This is a genomic window from Falsihalocynthiibacter sp. CO-5D18 (assembly GCF_041205445.1).
In the GTDB taxonomy this organism is placed as follows: Bacteria; Pseudomonadota; Alphaproteobacteria; order Rhodobacterales; family Rhodobacteraceae; genus Falsihalocynthiibacter; species Falsihalocynthiibacter arcticus.
Map to the genome: position 1 here is coordinate 284,215 of NZ_JBGFCF010000005.1, position 17,859 is coordinate 302,073.

At 54.8% G+C, this 17,859-nt stretch carries 17 protein-coding genes; 8 read left to right on the top strand and 9 right to left on the bottom strand.

Annotation, left to right across the window (positions count from 1 at the left end; genetic code table 11):
• Positions 1-5: 5 nt before the first annotated feature.
• The 6 genes from AB9F27_RS09425 to AB9F27_RS09450 form a co-directional block, all read right to left on the bottom strand.
• Complete coding sequence (locus tag AB9F27_RS09425; protein ID WP_335584945.1) at positions 6-206, bottom strand: zf-TFIIB domain-containing protein; 201 nt, start codon at positions 204-206, stop codon at positions 6-8.
• A 94-nt stretch (positions 207-300) separates the two neighbouring features.
• Positions 301-459: a hypothetical protein gene (locus AB9F27_RS09430; protein ID WP_335584942.1), complete on the bottom strand. Its 159-nt coding sequence runs from the start codon at positions 457-459 to the stop codon at positions 301-303.
• Between the two features lie 41 nt (positions 460-500).
• The gene (locus AB9F27_RS09435; protein ID WP_335584941.1) at positions 501-2,291 is read right to left on the bottom strand and encodes an SLC13 family permease; all 1,791 of its coding nucleotides are present in this window, start codon (positions 2,289-2,291) and stop codon (positions 501-503) included.
• Between the two features lie 177 nt (positions 2,292-2,468).
• Positions 2,469-4,931 carry a protein translocase subunit SecD gene (gene secD / locus AB9F27_RS09440; RefSeq protein WP_335584940.1) on the bottom strand — a complete coding sequence of 821 codons (2,463 nt, stop codon included), beginning with the start codon at positions 4,929-4,931 and terminating at the stop codon, positions 2,469-2,471.
• A 46-nt stretch (positions 4,932-4,977) separates the two neighbouring features.
• Positions 4,978-5,334, bottom strand: a complete 357-nt coding sequence (locus tag AB9F27_RS09445) for a hypothetical protein (RefSeq protein ID WP_335584939.1) — start codon at positions 5,332-5,334, stop codon at positions 4,978-4,980.
• Positions 5,331-6,251: a calcium/sodium antiporter gene (locus AB9F27_RS09450; RefSeq protein WP_335584938.1), complete on the bottom strand. Its 921-nt coding sequence runs from the start codon at positions 6,249-6,251 to the stop codon at positions 5,331-5,333. Before AB9F27_RS09450 ends, AB9F27_RS09445 begins: the two co-directional genes overlap by 4 nt.
• Before the next feature lie 239 nt (positions 6,252-6,490).
• Between AB9F27_RS09450 and AB9F27_RS09455 the strand changes: the two genes are divergently transcribed.
• The 5 genes from AB9F27_RS09455 (at position 6,491) to AB9F27_RS09475 (ending at position 12,678) form a co-directional block, all read left to right on the top strand.
• Complete coding sequence (locus AB9F27_RS09455) at positions 6,491-7,465, top strand: DUF6635 family protein (protein ID WP_335584937.1); 975 nt, start codon at positions 6,491-6,493, stop codon at positions 7,463-7,465.
• 86 nt (positions 7,466-7,551) lie between these two features.
• The gene (locus tag AB9F27_RS09460; protein WP_335584936.1) at positions 7,552-8,829 is read left to right on the top strand and encodes a hemolysin family protein; all 1,278 of its coding nucleotides are present in this window, start codon (positions 7,552-7,554) and stop codon (positions 8,827-8,829) included.
• A 293-nt stretch (positions 8,830-9,122) separates the two neighbouring features.
• A complete protein-coding gene (locus tag AB9F27_RS09465) occupies positions 9,123-10,133 on the top strand; it encodes a TerC family protein (protein WP_369757668.1) in 1,011 nt (336 codons plus the stop codon).
• The gene (locus AB9F27_RS09470) at positions 10,130-10,759 is read left to right on the top strand and encodes an exopolysaccharide biosynthesis protein (RefSeq protein ID WP_369757669.1); all 630 of its coding nucleotides are present in this window, start codon (positions 10,130-10,132) and stop codon (positions 10,757-10,759) included. Before AB9F27_RS09465 ends, AB9F27_RS09470 begins: the two co-directional genes overlap by 4 nt.
• Positions 10,760-10,770: 11 nt before the next feature.
• Positions 10,771-12,678 (top strand): potassium transporter Kup, encoded by a 1,908-nt coding sequence (locus tag AB9F27_RS09475; protein WP_369757670.1) that lies wholly within the window; start codon positions 10,771-10,773, stop codon positions 12,676-12,678.
• A 1,432-nt stretch (positions 12,679-14,110) separates the two neighbouring features.
• Here AB9F27_RS09475 and AB9F27_RS09480 read toward each other — a convergent pair.
• On the bottom strand, positions 14,111-14,617 hold the full coding sequence (locus tag AB9F27_RS09480; RefSeq protein WP_369757671.1) for a hypothetical protein: 507 nt from the start codon (positions 14,615-14,617) through the stop codon (positions 14,111-14,113).
• Positions 14,618-14,716: 99 nt separating this feature from the next.
• Here AB9F27_RS09480 and AB9F27_RS09485 point away from each other — a divergent pair, with 99 nt between their 5' ends.
• Entirely contained in the window at positions 14,717-15,301 is a 585-nt protein-coding gene (locus AB9F27_RS09485; RefSeq protein WP_369757677.1) for a tyrosine-type recombinase/integrase, read from the top strand.
• A gap of 224 nt (positions 15,302-15,525) precedes the next feature.
• Here the strand turns inward: AB9F27_RS09485 and AB9F27_RS09490 are convergent, their stop codons facing one another.
• Both AB9F27_RS09490 and AB9F27_RS09495 read right to left on the bottom strand, forming a co-directional pair.
• Positions 15,526-16,047, bottom strand: a complete 522-nt coding sequence (locus tag AB9F27_RS09490) for a uracil-DNA glycosylase family protein (protein WP_369757672.1) — start codon at positions 16,045-16,047, stop codon at positions 15,526-15,528.
• A 265-nt stretch (positions 16,048-16,312) separates the two neighbouring features.
• The gene (locus AB9F27_RS09495; protein ID WP_369757673.1) at positions 16,313-16,672 is read right to left on the bottom strand and encodes a hypothetical protein; all 360 of its coding nucleotides are present in this window, start codon (positions 16,670-16,672) and stop codon (positions 16,313-16,315) included.
• A 153-nt stretch (positions 16,673-16,825) separates the two neighbouring features.
• On the opposite strand from AB9F27_RS09495, the gene AB9F27_RS09500 reads away from it, so the two are divergent.
• Both AB9F27_RS09500 and AB9F27_RS09505 read left to right on the top strand, forming a co-directional pair.
• Positions 16,826-17,257, top strand: a complete 432-nt coding sequence (locus AB9F27_RS09500) for a hypothetical protein (protein WP_369757674.1) — start codon at positions 16,826-16,828, stop codon at positions 17,255-17,257.
• Positions 17,258-17,507: 250 nt separating this feature from the next.
• Positions 17,508-17,777, top strand: coding sequence for a restriction endonuclease (locus AB9F27_RS09505; protein ID WP_369757675.1), 270 nt, complete (start codon positions 17,508-17,510; stop codon positions 17,775-17,777).
• Positions 17,778-17,859 lie beyond the last annotated feature (82 nt).

A 17,859-nucleotide genomic window follows, 5' to 3' on the forward strand; every position in this document is an offset into this window, starting at 1 on the left:
GCCGTTCAAAAATCGAATAGCTCACCCAGAAGGTATCCGCGCCGCTTATTCCGAGGCTTGTCACGTTCCCTGCGACGGTAACCATCGTCCCAGTCGCGATCCTCAGCGCCTGTTGTGCTTGTCCCGCGGGAAGTTGGGCAGTAATCAATTTCCACACCGCAGCGATCAGTCATCACTAGGGTTTCGCCATCAACCGGACATTTCATCGTATTTTTGAACCTTTGGTTTGGGGTTATGGCTGTCGGAAGGCTATTTGGTTCAGTTAAAGCAATCAAATCGGGATTATCCCTTCGATACACTTCAAGTGTTCCTCATTTTTCCCGCGCTCTTCTCACTAATCAAAATGGCTACTGCTCTTTGAATTTCAATGACGTCACCGGGACGTAGGCGTTGTTTTGCTGATCCCAGAAAACCTTTTTTACCCCATTGTTCCGGCATCAAAATTTCGCTTTGAGCCAAGATAGACCTTCTTGACGGCGAACGAACGCTGATATCTTTTTCTAGGGCACCAGTGGCCAAATGAGCGGGATCAGTAACACCGTCGTTGTCCCGGTAATGATATTCATCGGAATACCGATCTTGAGGAAATCAGTGAATCTGTACCCACCAGCGTTATAGACGAGCGTATTGGTCTGGTAGCCGATTGGCGTCGCAAAGCTTGCGCTTGCAGCAAACATCACAGCTACAACGAAAGGACGCGGATCAAGGCCAAGCTGGATTGCCACGCCCGCAGCGATCGGTGCCAGCAGGACGGCGACTGCATTGTTGGTGACCAGCTCCGTCAGGATCGACGTCAGGGCAAAGACCAGTGCAAGGGCGACAATCGGTTGGACCGTGGACAGCAGCGGCGATACCTTGGCGACGATCAGCGCAAGCGCCCCCGAATTGTCCAATGCGCTCCCCAATGTCAGCATCGAAACGATCAGCAACAGCAACCGGCCATCGATCGCCCCCACTCCTTCATCCGCATCAATGCAGTTTGTCAGCAAAACCACCGCAACCCCGATCAGCGCAAGGGTCAGGATCGGGGCCACATTCAGGGCCGCCAAAACAACAACGGCAACCATGGTGGCAATCGCGATGGGGGCTTTCTTGCGGCGAAAGCCCCGCGAGGTCACGGGGGAAAGCTCGATCAACTGTTCTTCGACGGCAAGCCGCGTGATATCTTCCTGCGCACCGTCAAGTAGGAGAGTATCGCCGACCTCCAGTTTCATCTTCGCAAGACGCATGTCGACCGCTGCTCCCTTTCGGTGGAGTGCGACCGGATAGACCCCGAAACGGCGGCGCCACTGCAAGCGCCCGACCATCCTGTGCAGCGCTTTCGAATTCGGGCCGATCAGGACCTCGACAATCGACGTGCGCCGGGCGGTCGACGGCTCGGTGCCCAGAACGGCGTTGCCCACAGCAGCGCCGTCGCGAAACCCCATGATCTCGGTATCTGTGGTCTTCACAACCACAACATCACCAGCCGCCATCGTCGATGTGGCGAGGGTTGCGCGCAGGGAAAGGTCGCCACAGACAAGATCAACGACCCGACTTCCGGCCTTCTTAAAAGCGTCAACTTCCAGCACAGTCTTGCTGATCAATGGCGAGCCCGCAGGAATAAACAGTTCAACCAGCCAGGTGCGGCCGTCGCGCTTGGACTGAACCTCTCCGACCGTCTGTCGCACGGGCAGAAGGCGCGGAGCGGCGATCGCCAGAAAAGCTCCGCCAACGATGGTGACGACGATTCCGACAGGCGCGATCTCGAACAGACTGAACGGAGCCATCCCCAGATCGCGTGCAACGCCATCCACCAGCAGGTTCGTCGAGGTCCCGATCAGCGAACAGGTGCCGCCAAGAATAACCATGTAAGACAGCGGGATAAGAAGGTGCGAAGCCGCAATCTTCATTTGACGCGCAAGGGTGATCACGACCGGAATCAGCACAATGGCCACCGGTGTGTTGTTCATGAAAACCGAGGCCCCGGCAGCGGCACTGAAGAACAGCGCGAGTGTCAGGACCGGACGGGTCGACGCATATCGACCAAGGACATTGCTGAGGGCCTCAAGTACGCCCGTCCGGACAAGGGCCGCGCTGAGGACGAACATCGCGCCAATGGTTGCAGGTGCAGGATTAGCGAGCGCATCCAGAACATCGGTCGGCTTGACAAGTCCGATGGCAAGAGCTGTTGCCGCCCCGCAAAAGGCGACAACATCCGGGGATCGCAGTTCCAGAACAAAGGCTGTAAAAACACCGAGGAACAAGATTACGGCAACGTAAGGTGCCAGTGTCAAAAAGTCGATTTCCATGATGTGTTCAGGCTCCTTTAGGCCAGTGGCGACGCGGGTTCAGGCTCTCTCGACTTGAACTGCATCCTTGTTTTCTTATCATTCATTCAGGTGCAATAAACGGTCAGAGTGACCTTGCCCAGTGAACTGCGATAGAGGTATCTCGCCGGGGGATTGCGCCCCCGGCGATGGTCGTTTTCAGGCCAGATTGCGCAGGTCATCCGGCATAACCGCAACCTTGTTGCGCTGCGCGAGCCAGGCGAGGACCGGACCCGCCACAAACAACGAAGACGCGGTGGCGATTGTCACGCCCGCAATCATTGGCCAGGCAAAGCCCGATACCGCAGGCCCGCCCCAGATCGCCATCGGCACAATCGCTGCGAGCGTTGTACCAGAGGTAAAGATGCACCGAGCCAGAACCTGATTGAGACTTCGGTCGATGACATCAGCCAAGGGGTCTTCACGGCCTTCAGCAAGGTGTTCGCGGATCCGGTCATAGACCACGACCTTGTCGTTGACCGAATAACCGATCAGCGTCAGCAGGGCGACGATAGTGGTCAGGTTCACCTCCCATCCCATTAGGGCGATGAAGCCAAAGGTTTTGGTGACGTCAAGGAAAAGCACCGCGATGGCACCGGCAGCAAAGTGCCATTCGAACCGGACCCAAATGTAGGCCAACATCGCCAGGACCGCGAGGCCAAGTGCCAGCAAGCCGGTGGTTGCCAGTTCGCCGCTGATCGTTGGGCCAACAAGGTCGATCTGGTTGAACACCGCATCTGGGATCACGTCTGTTGCTGCACGTTCGACGGCGGCAACCGTGGCCTGCCCGACCTCACCCTGCACCCGGATCAGCGCTTCATTGGGATTGCCGAAGGCCTGCAGGCTCGCGTCGCCCGGAACCTGTTGCGCGATGGCGGCACGCAACTCGGACAACGGGACGGGCACGTCCGAGCGCAGGACCATCTGCACCCCGCCGGTAAAATCAATCCCAAGGTTAGGCCCAGGCACCGCAAGCAGGCCCAGCGACCCCACAGACAGCACTGCCGATATCGCAAGTGCGAGTCGCCCGCGCCGCATGAAGGAAAGTCTCCTCGGCGCGGGCACGCCACCAAACAGCGGCGCGATGTCGAGCCGCTTGAGTTTGCGGCGACGCACCAGCGTCTCCATCATGAACCGCATCAGCGCGACGGCCGTGAACATCGAGATGACGATGCCAAGGCTCATCGTGACGGCAAATCCCCGGATCGCCCCGGCGCCAAACATGAAAAGCAACACCATCGCCAGTAGCGTTGTGATGTTGGCGTCAAGGATTGTCGCCCAGGCCCGCCCATAACCGAGCGTCAGCGCCTTGATCGCGATCGCACCTTTGGCGGTTTCTTCGCGGATACGGCTAAAGATCAGGATGTTGCTGTCCACTGCAATGCCAAGACACAGGATAATCCCGGCGATCCCCGGCAACGTCAGCGTCGCCCCCAAAAGTCCCAACGCGGTCAGCGTAAGTATTACGTTCAGCCCAAGAATGGCGCTGGCCAGAAGGCCCCAACCGCCGTAAAGCCCAACCATGATCGCCACCACCAGCGCCAGACCGATTGCGCCCGTCACCAACCCAGCACGGATGGAATCCGCACCAAGTGTTGCACCCACGCTGCGTTCCTCGATCACGTCGAGCGAGGCAGGCAGTGCGCCCGAGTTCAGAAGCACCGCCAACGTCTGCGCCTCCTCAAGCGTGAAATCGCCGGTGATCTGACCTTGGCCGCCCGGAATGGCCTGCTGGATGACCGGGGCGGTCAGAACTTCACCATCCAAAACAACCGCAAACCTTTGACCGATATTGGCGGCCGTAATCTGGGCAAATGCAACGCCGCCCTGCCGGTCGAAATTAAAGGTAACCATCGGCTGGCCGGTGTCGGGTTCGAACCCCGAGGCCGCCGCATCCAGCTGATCGCCCGACAGTGCCACACGGTCTTCAACCGGGATCTCGCCCGTGCCGTCCCGAAGCGGCAGCAGCGTCACGCCCGGTCCGGGCCCCGGTGCGACCATTTGGAAACTCATCTTTGCAGTCGATCCCAAGAGCGCGCGCAATTGGGCCGGGTTCTCGACGCCCGGCATCTGGACAAGGATGCGATCATCGCCGACCCGGCTGATCACCGGCTCGGAGACACCGACCTGATCAACCCGGTGACGGATCACTTCGAGGCTGGCATCGGCGGCATCGCTTGCCGCGCGGTCAAGTCCGGATGACGTTAGGGACAACCGCACTAGGCCGTCGGACAGGTCGAGGGTAAAGTCCGGTGGGATACCGGACTGAGCGGTGGCGGACGCCACCACCTGCAAAGCCGCCAGTAGCGCGTCGTTTGCGGGAGCAGACAACGCGGTGCCGTTCACCCGGATCGTTGCCGGGTTCAGGTTCAGCGTGCGCATCTCGGATACAAGTATCTGACGCAACTCCTCAAGGCGCGCGGTTGCCAGATCCGCGCGATTGATGGCGAGCAGCAGATGCGCGCCACCCTGCAGATCAAGGCCGAGTGAGACCGTCTGGCTGGTTGCCCAAGGCGGCAGCGTGTCGCGTATATCTTTGGAAAGAAAGTTCGGAAGGGCCGTCACCACTGCCAGTAGCAGAAGGACGGCATAGGTCATCACGACCCATGCTGGTCGGCGCATTTTCAGTATCCTTTGGTGCCTGAGTGTTCGGTTTGACGTCGGGATGTCAGACCGCAGGCGGCCCCCGAACTGGCGGAAGGATAGTGATTGCAGGAGTAGAAACGGATGCCACATATTGCCACGACACAGGCGCCAGCGTTAGTCGTGGCTTGGGAACTTTTGGTGCGGGCGCAGTGGCCTGCGGTGTGTCGCCCTCGGGCAATGGCGCGCCTATCAGATGGCTTTGCGCCGTAAGAATGACCGGTGCAAATGCGGTCACAAGTGCCTCAACGGGGCCCTTGTGCGTGGCAGTTCGTTTCGCGCCGACATGATGCGCCCCAAAAAGCGCAACCGCCAGCACAAGGGATAGCCGTGACAAAATCGCGGCTATCCCCCTTGCGGCTTTGCCACGCCCCTTTGTCATCCCTGCGCAGCCCAGACATAGGCGGCATATCCCGCCAGCATCACGCCCCCAACGCCGCGTCCAATCACCGGTCGGGTCAGCAGAAGCAAGGTCAACACCAGCGACACGGCAATCATCACCGGAAGGTCGAAGGTCAGGAACCGCGACGCCACCGGGATCGGCGCGATCAGTGCGGTGACGCCAAGAATGCCCAGAACGTTGAAGATGTTCGACCCGATGATATTGCCGATAGCGATTTCGGACTGACGACGAACGGCCGCGATCAAGGATGTGGCAAGTTCCGGTAGGGACGTTCCGACGGCGACGATTGTCAGTCCGATGAATGCCTCCGAAATGCCATACCCACGCGCGATCGAGACTGCACCGTCTACCAAAAACCGCGCGCCGACCATCAAGGCGACAAGCCCGCCGATGACCCAGAGCACCGACACAAGCGTTGAGGCCGGAGGTTCCAGACTGTCGTCCTCCGCCGCGGCCTCACCCGACTTCAGATAGGCCCAGATCAGATAGGCCACCAAGACGCCGAACAGAACCAGCCCGGACAAGCGCGTCATCTGGCCAAAGGCGAAAATCGGCACCAGAAAAATTGCCACTGACATCATAACCGCCGTGTCGCGCCGCAGGGTCGCGCCCATGACCTTGATCGGCCAGACCAGAGCCGAGAGGCCGACGATCAGCAAGATGTTGGCGATGTTGGACCCGATGATGTTGCCCAACGCGATATCGGGAACGCCGCGCCAAGCTGCGTCGACCGAAACCAGAAGTTCAGGCGTAGATGTGCCGAAGCCCACGACAGTCAGGCCGATCAGCAGCGGCGGGATCGCCAAGCGCCGAGCGATGCCGACACTGCCCCGCACAAGCGCCTCGCCGCCGAAGAACAGACCGAGCAGTCCGACGAACAGGTAAAAATAGTCCAAATTGTTGCCCCCAGGGGCGAGTGATGTGCCCTTGATTGAAAATTATGGATGAGGCCGAGCGCTTGCAAGGGCTGCCCAAAGATAATTCTCGGACGGACAAGCCGCACAAATATGCTACGCAGCGACCCTTGAAGGAAAGCAGTGGCGACACGACTTCTAATATTGGATCCCAAGGCGGGAGGACGTTACCCATTCCTGCCAAAAGAAAAGCGCCCGCGCAGAAACAAAGGAGATGGTGGATGACCACCATGATCTCATCATCGAGTGCCATGTCAAAAGGCGACGCCTCCGGTCCTGACGGCTATGCATATTTTGCTGACCGACGGAAAAGGGTCGACCAATTCATTGATCACCACTTTACCTGGCCTGGGACCTTGCATCTACACAGCGCCGCGTTTGGTTGGGATGTCCTGCGTGCGCCGATCAACGTGATCCTGTCTCCGGTCCTCGTCCTGACTCGGATCGTCGCCATTGTGTGTCGGCGGATCAGGTTGCCTGCAATTGCCAACTGGCTTGCGGCGCGGCGTATCCTGCTGCCCACGGCGGTCTCGCGTCGGGTAGAGGCTCTTATTGCGACTGACCTTCTGGTCCTGCCTATGTCGCAAGGGGCAGCGGCTTGTGACCCGTGTGCGCTGTCTCGCGCCGTTCTTGCAGCCCCCCAGTTTCGCGAGTTGATCCGTAAACGCGCAGACGCGGCAGAGGTGCAGGTTCTCGGTAAGAGGATTGCGGATGCGCTTGGTGACTACGCGGGGACGCGGTCGGCGGTGGCAGAGATGACCACGGGCCTGGTCACGCTGACCGTGGGCGCGTTTGTGTTCCAGGCTCTGACACCTGGCATGATATCGATGGCACCCGGCGTTGCGGACGCCATGGCCCAGACCACAGCTATTGCGGAATTTCCCATGGGTCAGACCATCGGAGGCCTATGGTACGGCATGTTCCCCACAGGCGCATCACCCCTGTTTTTTGCCGCAAGTGTGACGATCCTTATCATGATTGGGTCGGTCTTTGCAGCGTTTGCGGGTGTGCTGGCCGATCCGATCCAGAGCCGTCTTGGCATTCACCGCCGTCGTCTAATGCGCCTGATCGACACGCTTGAGGTGGAGCTTTGCGGTCCCGGCGACAAGCCCTTCGCCGTACGCGAACACTACTACGCTCGGCTGTGGGACCTTTGGGATATCGTCGGCAGCGCATTTCGGCTCTTTCGGAACTAGCGCGCGGCTTGATGGTCCGGCATCGTAATATTTAACACAAAACCTGTGAAATGGATTCCGGAACTGTCCGGTAAAAGTTGGAGAAAATGGTCTTAGAAATTGCAGTCGTCATTCTGCTCACGTTCATCAATGGCGTGCTGGCGATGTCCGAACTTGCCATCGTGTCTGCCCGCCCCGCCCGATTGAAACTGATGGTTGACAAGGGCAGCAGGGGTGCCGCGATAGCCATCACGCTTGCCAAGGACCCCGGTCGGTTCCTGTCCAGTGTTCAGATCGGCATCACACTGGTGGGGGTGTTGGCGGGCGCTTTCTCCGGTGCGACGCTTGGTGCGCGTTTGTCCTCATCATTGGTTGAGGCGGGTTTGGCGGTGAAGTTTTCCCAGCCACTTGGTGTGGGGCTCGTGGTTGTGGCCATCACCTATCTGTCGCTGATCGTGGGCGAGCTTGTTCCCAAACAGATCGCTTTGCGTGCGCCCGAACAGGTCGCGGCCCGCATGGCGCCGATGATGGGCCTCATTGCGCGCGTCGCAGCACCGCTGATCTGGGTGCTTGATCGGTCCGGCAAGATTGTATTGCGTCTGCTCGGTCAGTCCGGCGCCCAGTCGCGAAAGGTGAGCGATGAAGAAGTGCGCCTGATCATCGCCGAGGCCGAAAGCACCGGAGCCATGAACCGCGCCGAAAGCGGGATGATCGCGGGTGTCATGCGCGTGGCCGACCGTACGGCGCGCGGGCTTATGACGCCGCGCCACGAGGTTGAAACGCTCAACGCATCCAGCAGCACAGCGCAGATCCTCAAACAGCTTCGCGGGATGAGCCGGTCCAGACTGCCGGTTCAGGACGGCGATGCAGACGACATCATCGGCGTGTTGATGACACGCAACATTCTGGGGCCCGCCTTGATGAACGAACCCTTCGATTTGCGCGCCCTGCTGCGTGAAGCGCCGGTCGTTCAGGGTGGACAAAGCGCGTTGGAGGTCATCGAACGGTTGCGCACGGCGCCCGCGCATATGGTGCTCGTCTATGATGAATATGGCCATTTCGAAGGTATCATCACACCGATGGACGTTTTGGAGGCCATAACCGGCGACTTCCCGGACAGTGAAGCGGACGAACCCAAAGTCGTCACACGTGTCGACGGATCGTACCTAGTCGCGGGCTGGATGCCCGTGGATGAATTCGCCGATCTGTTGTCGCTGGAGCTTGACGATGATCGTGATTACGAGACGGCAGCCGGATTTGTCCTTGAGAAGATCGGCAGGCTGCCCGAGGTCGCGGAACGATTTGATCTGCAGAACTGGTCAATCGAAGTCGTCGATCTGGATGGTCGCCGCATCGACAAGCTGCTGGTGACGCGCGTGAACTAGGGACCAAGACGGCTGCAATCTGCTGCGCCAGACAATCATTCCGAAATTTGCGATTTCCGGAACATTGATCAGCGGTTAATCGCTTGCCTAGATGTGACTGCTCTGTCCCTGCGATGACAATAGAAAATCAAGATCGCATGCAAAAAATTGATTTCTCTGGCAGGTGTTGTGCGCCAATTCGCCACTCACCACTTCGTATATGCTGGGTCAAGGTTTGCTCCTGAAGCTGCGGCGCGTTGGGTGAACGAGACTTTCGAGTACTCTTCAACCGTCTTTTTCGGAGTTTTGGTGACATGGACCTTCTTTTTGTCGATTTCTTGGGAAAACCTGTATGGAGTTGGATTGGTTTTCTTTTGCTCGTTCTGGCGCTTTTGATCTTCGACCTTGGCGTGTTGCAACGGAAATCCCACGGAATCGGAGTGCGCGAAAGCCTGATGCTGTCAGCCTTCTACATCAGCATCGGATTGCTGTTCTCGCTTTGGGTTTGGTACTTTTTGGGCCAACCGTCCGCACTTCAGTATTTGACCGGCTTTGTGGTTGAAAAAAGCCTCGCACTGGACAACATTTTCGTTATCGCGATGATCTTTGGATATTTCGGTGTGCCGCGCACCTATCAGCATCGGGTGCTGGTCTATGGCATCATTGGCGTTGTTATCTTGCGTGGTATCATGATCGGCCTTGGCGCGGCGGTGGTCGCGCGTTTTGATTGGGTTCTTTTGATTTTCGCGGCGTTTCTGATCTTTACGGGGATCAAGATGCTGATGTCGGGAGGCGGCGAATATGATGTTGCGGCCAATCCCGTGCTGCGGTTCATGAGAACCAAGTTTCGAGTGACCGAAGATCTGCATGGCGAACGCTTCTTTGTCCGCGTGCCTCACGCCAATACTGGCAAAGTGGCGCTATATGTGACGCCGCTCTTTCTGGCGCTTGTGATGGTCGAACTGGCCGATGTTATTTTCGCTGTCGACTCGATCCCCGCAATCTTTGCTATTACGCAGGATCCCTACATCATCTACACATCAAACATCTTCGCCATACTCGGTCTCAGGGCGCTGTATTTTGCTTTGTCTGCCATGATCCATCGCTTTACGTACCTTCCGACAGCATTGTCGCTGGTTCTGATCTTTATCGGTGGCAAGGTTATTGCAGCCGAGGTTCTGGGGCTGGAAAAGATACCTGCTTCGTTTTCGCTGGGGATCACGTTGACTATTCTGATTGGCGGAATCGCCGTGTCGCTGTGGCGAACTCGCGGAGCGGCTGATGGTTCGGTTTCTGCCCCAATGATCCAGGTCATAGCCGAATGAACACTCTGTCCTCAGGACTGCCCCTTGGCAATGGGGCACCCGCAAAGAAGCTATCGGACGTCCTGCGGGAACTCGATCAGGGCGCGGGCGATCGCATCTCGCTTGGCGATCTGATCACCGCACTTGGGGAACGAAGTTTCGTGCCTCTGATGATCCTGTTCTCGCTGCCGAACGTGTTCTTCTTCGTGCCCGGATCATCGGTCATCACGGGATTGCCACTTATATTCATCCTTTGTCAGCTCATACTTGGTCGGCCTGCGGTTTGGCTGCCCAAGGTTTTGAACGAGCGTTTCATAGAGCATGTCACGTTCACCCGGATTGTCATTAAGGCTGTCCCTTGGATCGAATGGGTCGAACGCATGGCGCGGCCGCGCTATTGGCCGTTTTCGCGGGTCGTGGCGGAAAGGGTCGTCGGACTTACCAGTCTCGTGATGGCCATTTTCATGTTCCTGCCGATCCCCTTTGCAAATGCCCTGCCTGCCGTGTCGGTGATCACGCTGGCACTCGGTCTGGGTGAACATGATGGGGTGTGGCTTGCTGGCGGCGTGGTTGCCAGTCTAGTATCAACCGTGATCGTCTGCGCCATTTTTTCGGCAGGCACCTTCGCAATGCTGAGCTTCTTTTAAGGACCCGAGTAATGCCATCGCAGAATGAAGCCTCCTCAGCGCTGCAAGGTCACGGAAACGACGCCCACCGCCCCAAACGGACCGCCGCTTTGACAATCGGCGCGGTTGGCATCGTTTACGGCGACATCGGCACAAGTCCGCTCTATGCGTTTCGCGAGGCGCTGCGCCCCGCCGCCGCAGATGGTTTGACCCAAGCTGAGATTCTTGGAGTCGTGTCCTTGCTGCTCTGGGCACTGATCCTGATCGTGACCCTGAAATACGTCTTGTTTCTTCTGCGCGCGGATAACCATGGTGAAGGCGGGATTTTGTCACTCGTGGCTCTCGTCCAAAAGAAACCCAGAAGAATTGGAGTGGCCTTCGTTCTGGGCGTGTCAGGTGCGGCCCTGTTTTTCGGGGACGCGATCATCACGCCGGCGATATCCGTTCTTTCCGCTGTCGAGGGCTTGAAGCTCGTCACTCCCTTGTTTGAGCCTTACGTGATCCCAATTGCTATCGGCATTCTCCTATCGCTGTTCATGGTGCAAAGCCGTGGGACCGGTCCGCTTGCCCGGTGGTTCGGCCCGATCACGGCAGTCTGGTTTCTTGTCATGGGGGCCGCAGGTGTGGCACAGATTGTAGAAAATCCAAGTATCCTGTGGGCCTTTGATCCCCGTTTTGCGATGTCCTTCATGACGGAGCATGGAAAAGTAGCATTTATCGTCTTGGGAGCAATATTCTTGGCCGTTACAGGCGCCGAGGCACTTTATGCCGACCTTGGACACTTTGGCCGCAAACCCATACAGATTGCCTGGTTTGCCCTCGTCTTTCCGGCGCTCGTGCTCAATTACTTGGGGCAAGGTGCGTTGGTCCTGCAGACGCCTTCAGCAGTGTCTGACCCTTTTTTTCTGATGGTGCCCTCTTGGGCGCTGCCAGGTTTGGTTATTTTGGCCACAATTGCTACGGTAATCGCAAGCCAGGCTGTCATTACAGGCGCGTTTTCGATGACCCGCCAAGCAATACATCTTGGGCTACTCCCGCGCCTCATGATCCGTCACACGTCAACCACCGAGACGGGCCAGATTTTTCTACCCGTCATCAACGCTCTGCTGCTCGTGGGCGTTGTGATCCTCGTACTTGCCTTTCAGACGTCGACGGCCTTGGCGGCGGCATATGGGATCGCGGTCAGCGGTACAATGATCGTCACGACGGCGCTCGCCTACCTCATGTTGCATCGGGTCTGGGGCATGCCAAAGGCCATTGCCATGGTGACGCTTGCCCCTATCTTGCTGATCGAGACCGTTTTCCTTGCTGCCAATCTCGCGAAAGTTCCGGACGGGGGGTATGTCCCGCTTCTACTTGGCGCAAGTTTGGTGATTGTTATGTGGACTTGGGCACGCGGTACACAGCAACTGTTCATGCAGTCTCGTAAAACTTCAGTGCCCTTGGATGATTTCATTCCGAGGATCGAAAAAAGCTCGGCTCTTCGTGCTCCCGGAACAGCCGTATTTCTGACCAGCGATGTTGCCGCCACGCCGCCGGCGCTCTTGCACAATCTCAAACACAATCATGTCCTGCACGAGCATATTATCGTCTTGACCGTCGAGACACGTGACGTACCGCGCGTGCCCGAGAACGAACGTGCTGTCATTGATCGTCTGAGCGATCGGTTCGAACGGATCAGTCTGCGGTTTGGCTTCATGGAAACGCCCAACGTCAACCGCGCGTTGGGGACTTGCCGCAAGCAGGGCCTGCAGTTCGAAGGCATGAAAACCACTTTCTTCCTTGGTCGCCGTAAGCTTGTCGCCAAAGCAGACATCGGGATGCCAATTTGGCAAGACCACCTCTACATTTTTATGTCGCGCTTGGCGGCCGATCCGTCCGATTTCTATCATCTGCCGCGTGACCGGGTCGTAGAATTGGGCTCGCAAGTTGCAGTTTAGCAGACCGCGCCGTCATTAATGTACATTCCGCATGTCCAACCTAGCAATTTAGCGCGACGAAACCTGACATTGGCCATGAAGTATCCAGTGGAAGCAAAGTCAGCATGTCGATTGTTGGGACGGACCTAAGCCTCCCCCTTTGAAGTGGTCCGTCCCTATCGTTAGGAAACGGAGGACCATAGATGGCCATGAAGAGGCCCAAGCCCGAAGAGATTGTCGTGAAGTTGCGGCAGGTTGAAGCTCAGAGGGGGCAAATTGATACCTTACCCCAGCCTTTGCGACCCTTCTTCCACCAAAACCGGATGCTCTCTAACCAACCGTATCAACATCTCGACATTCCGCCCTTAGTCCGGTGGTCTTACCGAGTTCTAGAAAACTGTGCAGTTGCATCGCGCACGAATGGTAGCAATGCGAATGTTGTACCGAAGTGTTGGCGGGAGGGCATTTGGGCCTCTCATTCTTTGCGCGATCAAATTCAATACGGAATACTATTGAGTATCTACAGGAGAGCGCAGACTGACGCAGTCATCAACTTGAAGAGCTTTTTCGACGGCCGCAGAGCCCGCGCTGCCGACATCGGCGCTAAACGTAGCGAAGGTCGGTTCCCGCCCCTAGTTACGATTTCTGCTAAAAACTAAATCAACCGTTAGAAGTAATCTTAAATTCTGCTGCGTGGCCCGTGGAAAAGGTCATTGCAGCGGTAAAGGCAATCGTCGGCGAGTTGAACGCCTTATCAACTATCGTGGATAGCATTCTAACGCCCTCCTAAAACGCACTGGAACCAAAACCTGGAGATTGTCTAGCCAAAGCAATCGATTAGCCCTAAAAACTTTCCCAGACACACCGTAACCAAGGCAAGAAAGTGGAAAACGGCTTTGTGCAACAAAAACCGAAAAGTCTGGGACTCAAGATGATTTGTGACGCAGTAACGCTTCCCAAACGCAGAAATAACTGCCGCCGCCGGTTAAGGCGAAGGACAATATTAGGAGAATGGCATAGGAACCCTCTTGGAAAGATCATTCTAAATACCTGTTAAAGCATAAAGAAATCGACTGAATACTTTTCTAATCCCTTCAAAATCAACCACGCGAGGGGAAATTTGAGTTGTGGAATTCATGTCTGGGCAATATGCACTTTAGGGCGAGGGTAGACTAGGAACCCATAGCTGCCGTTGTTCGTCGTCAGCCTTCAAAGAAGAATAGCCGGGCGTATCTGGCGCTTCACTATTTGATGCCGTCGCAAAAAACCTTTGTCCCAGTAAATCGGAACTGCCGTCGCCATCTTGCACTGTAGACGATCACTGACATTCCAGGCGTGATGTTTAGAGCAGACATGTTTGCCGCCGCATGCAGTTCTAGCTGTTGGGCAAGCCAAAAATTCTGCTGAGCCACCTGATTGAACGCCCTAAAACCGATACTTGGAAGGCTGGCAGTTATGGTTTTGGCAATCGTTCGGTGCAGGGCCAAGGATTGGTGTTTTTCACATGGATAACCGCTTGGCTCATATCGCCAGCCTGTGAACGTGCCGGGACCCCCAACTGACCAACAGCATCCGATGCTTCGTTTGTGACGGCAGTCCGTCCAAGACGCGACGGCGTTTCCGAAGAAATCGTTTTATACTCTTGATTTAGGCGCGGCATCCCCGTTTCGTCTGCGAAGATCAGCCTGGTATCCGGGTCTGTATGCACAGATGACCCTAAAATCGCCTGAACCATCTCATTGCTTGTATGAGTTTCCGCTGCGACACCAAGAACATGGGAACGAAGTGATTTTGTCCAGTTTTTCCAGCCCGACGCGGCCGAGCTTGCGATTGGATCATCGTCTGAGAGACCCGCCAATCTACTGACATCATTTTCGAACCGCTGGCGGGCTTGTTCGAATGCTTGCTTGATTTCATTAAAAAAAACATTTGCTTCGCGAAAGTCGGATGACACTGACATAATTCAATCCTATTAATTTTTAAACAAATTTAGGCATCGAGAAGGAAAGCTGTTTGAATCGACTAACATTCCCAAAATGAAATATTATTTTCATTGAAGGTGTCAAAAAACTGCGTTTCAATCAAGTACTTTGCAAAGTCGATATGGCCTCAGGCCTTGGCAAAAGGATTGGGCTTAGCAGTTGGCCATTGGCCTCTGCACTCGCAAGAGCGCGTTGCATTTGAGGTTCTTTATCGCTCGTGCGCAGCAATCGGTGACGCCGTGACACTTGGCCCCAATATGGTGGATGATGAAGGTTGGCTGACCTACACGCGCAAGAAGTCTGTTAGTATGGCAACCGCGCCGTTTAATGGCCTGGTCGCGCCTAACTGGTTTGGATGGACAGACGATTTAGAACGCGCCCTTGCAGCCCAGCCCAAGCGACGCTTCGCGTTATTCATGTGCACCAGCTTTGGCACACCAAGATCGCACAAGGGAGCCGCAAGCTGGTTCTCACGCGCGTGCAATGCCGCCGGCATGCCGCATCTTTCATCGCATGGCGTTCGTAAATATCGCGCATCGATGTTCAAAAAGAACGGTGCAACGCCAGAGCAACGCATGGCAATTTTAGGCCACGAGTCCAAGCATGAAGCAGGCCTATATTCCAAGTCTGCCGACCTGCGCAAAGTCATAACGAATGGGTGAAAGTTCCAACTAGTTCCAATTTTGCATATAAATGCGAACAAAAACAACTAGTTAAGGTGGTAGTGGCGGACAGACAGTCCGCACAACGAATCTTGCAAATATATGTTAATAAACGTTAAATTTATACGTATTTAAAAATGTACCACACTTAATACCTCAGAGTGGTTCAGTTTTTGGCGAATTCAACTCTTACGTTTCACACCCACGAATAGTGACATGACTCTTCAGATTTCTTCAAAAGTATGCCGCAACCATTCGACGGCGTCTCCCCCAGCATATCTATTAATCGCCCGTGGTGAAGGATGTCCGCAAATGAACCAAGTTATGCTTGGGAAGCTCGGCTGCAACCTCCTAATAGCACGTCTAGCGGCGCTATCATTATTCTTATTCGTCCCGAGACCAAGAACTGTTCTCGCCTCACAATATCGTAGTTGCCTAGCAAGCCTGTCAATGTTCGAGTCATCAGACACCATGGTTAAGGTGGGAATTGTACGGTTATCGTTATCTTTTCCCTTCCATAACGGCTTCCCATAAGCATTCATTAGTGTGTAGTCGTCGCGTGTTGATGATGGAAAATGCTGCCCTTGTAGCACATACAATTCTTCAAGCATTCTGTCCAGATTTGCACCCGTAGCTCCCGCGAAAGGTCTATTTTGTTTAAATTCCTCTTGTCCGGGGCAAGCGCCCAAAAGTACTACCCTTGAATGCTCATCGCCCAATCTAAAATCGACTTCGTTTTGGCACATTTCTAACCTCAAATTAGTTTAATGTTCGTATAGGTATGGATGCATAGTTTCCTATGCAGGCGTTATGGTTTCAAGACCATGACGCGCGCGCGGCAACAGGTATCCCTTTCTAGACACCCGTGAAGATTGCCTCTCCCCCCTTTTTGACCATCCAACTTTTTATGTTCAAACCGCACGTTTAAGAAATTATCTATCCACGCCGGTCCCCAGATTCAGGTTGTAGAGATTTGGCCCCCACCGTCGCACCCTTTGACTGAAGCTTTTCCTAATTCTGGGATTGGAGCAACTTTGATCTAAGCAGCTCTATATCTGGCTTCTCGATAAGATCGTGGCGGAAAGCGAATTTAGCCAGCGCCACCTTGGCTTCCCAAATAGAGGATTGCTCCGGATATCTCATGGTAAGCACGTCTAGCCCCAATAGTGCAGGGCCAATTGACCAGATTGCAAGATCTTGCTGAACTATACTGGGGGGCTCACCCAAGGCGATTGCTTTCTTTCGTGTTTCTTTAAAATGCCCGTAGTTCACCTTCATCTCAGTCAAGGCGGTGCCATATAGTTTATGGTCAATTCCTATCTCTTGCGCCATTTCTTTAACGACTTTAAAACCACCCCAGACACCAAACATAATAACCCCGTGTGAAAAACTGTACTCAATTCAATCCGTCTGAGCATCATTTATTGCTCAGTAGTTGTACAGATATATCCACCCGTCGTACTTAAAAATTTACTTGCCAGCGGGCTGAGCAGACCGCACCTTGTCGATAATGAATTAGCTATTATGCTGAAAAAAACTATTTCCCCATGCACAGCATTTGCCGCGACGTCACCCGTTTTTGCTGCGGAAACTTGTGATTTAGTCACACATCAAAAAATGAGTTTAGTTGATTTCGCCGAAAGCTCCGCCGACACTGAGCATTTTTTCTTCAGTGATAATTCTGCGCTCACCCGTGACGGCAATCTAACAATCTTAGGCGACCACTTCGAAATTGAGGACGAGGAATTCCGCGATGTCTATGAATGTACAGGCGGACGAAACGGCCCTTGCATTAGAAAAGATGGAGATGACGCCTTCATAGGTGAAGCCCGTATAGACAGGTCCATGAATGTAGTTGCTCAACTCGAGCGACATGTTTCTGGCGGTTCAAATATGTTCTCTAGAGGCGGGGTTGCAGACGGTGGCCTTAGACTATGGAAAATTCTCTCATGGTAAAATAGTGTGTGGTGCGTCAGCATCGTCCGCGCCCTCTCCAAATCATGGTAACTGACGATGATGACGATTGGTAACCTAAGTAGTTATTTCCAATCGAACGGATGTAGCCGTTTGCTAACGATATTCTGCGGTCGGTTCTTTCATCGGAACCGGCGTAAACCAAGAGCGCACTCGAAGTGGATTCTTCGTGCAACTTTGGAAGTTGATAGGGTACTGTCTAGTTTTAACCCTATTATTTCATGAGGTTTCTTTGCCGGATTATAATTTTCAAAGCCTGAACGACAAGGAGTTTGAACTAATGGTCAACGATCTTGTTTCCTGTAGAGAAGGCATCAGTGTCGACAGGTATAAAGCAGGGAAAGACGGAGGAATAGACGGCCGTTTCTTCACAGCCGGAAACTGTGAGGTCATAGTCCAAAGTAAACACTGGCTGAAATCTGGTATTGCTATGTTAGTCCGCCGACTTGAGAGTGATGAAGTTCCGGTAATCCCCCCTAAAATTAGTGGTGTTCAAAAGTAGAATTTTCTCGGCAAGATATCTGAGGAGATTTTTGATGAAGATGACGAGATATAGTGAACCCCAAATTCTTGCGATCCTACGC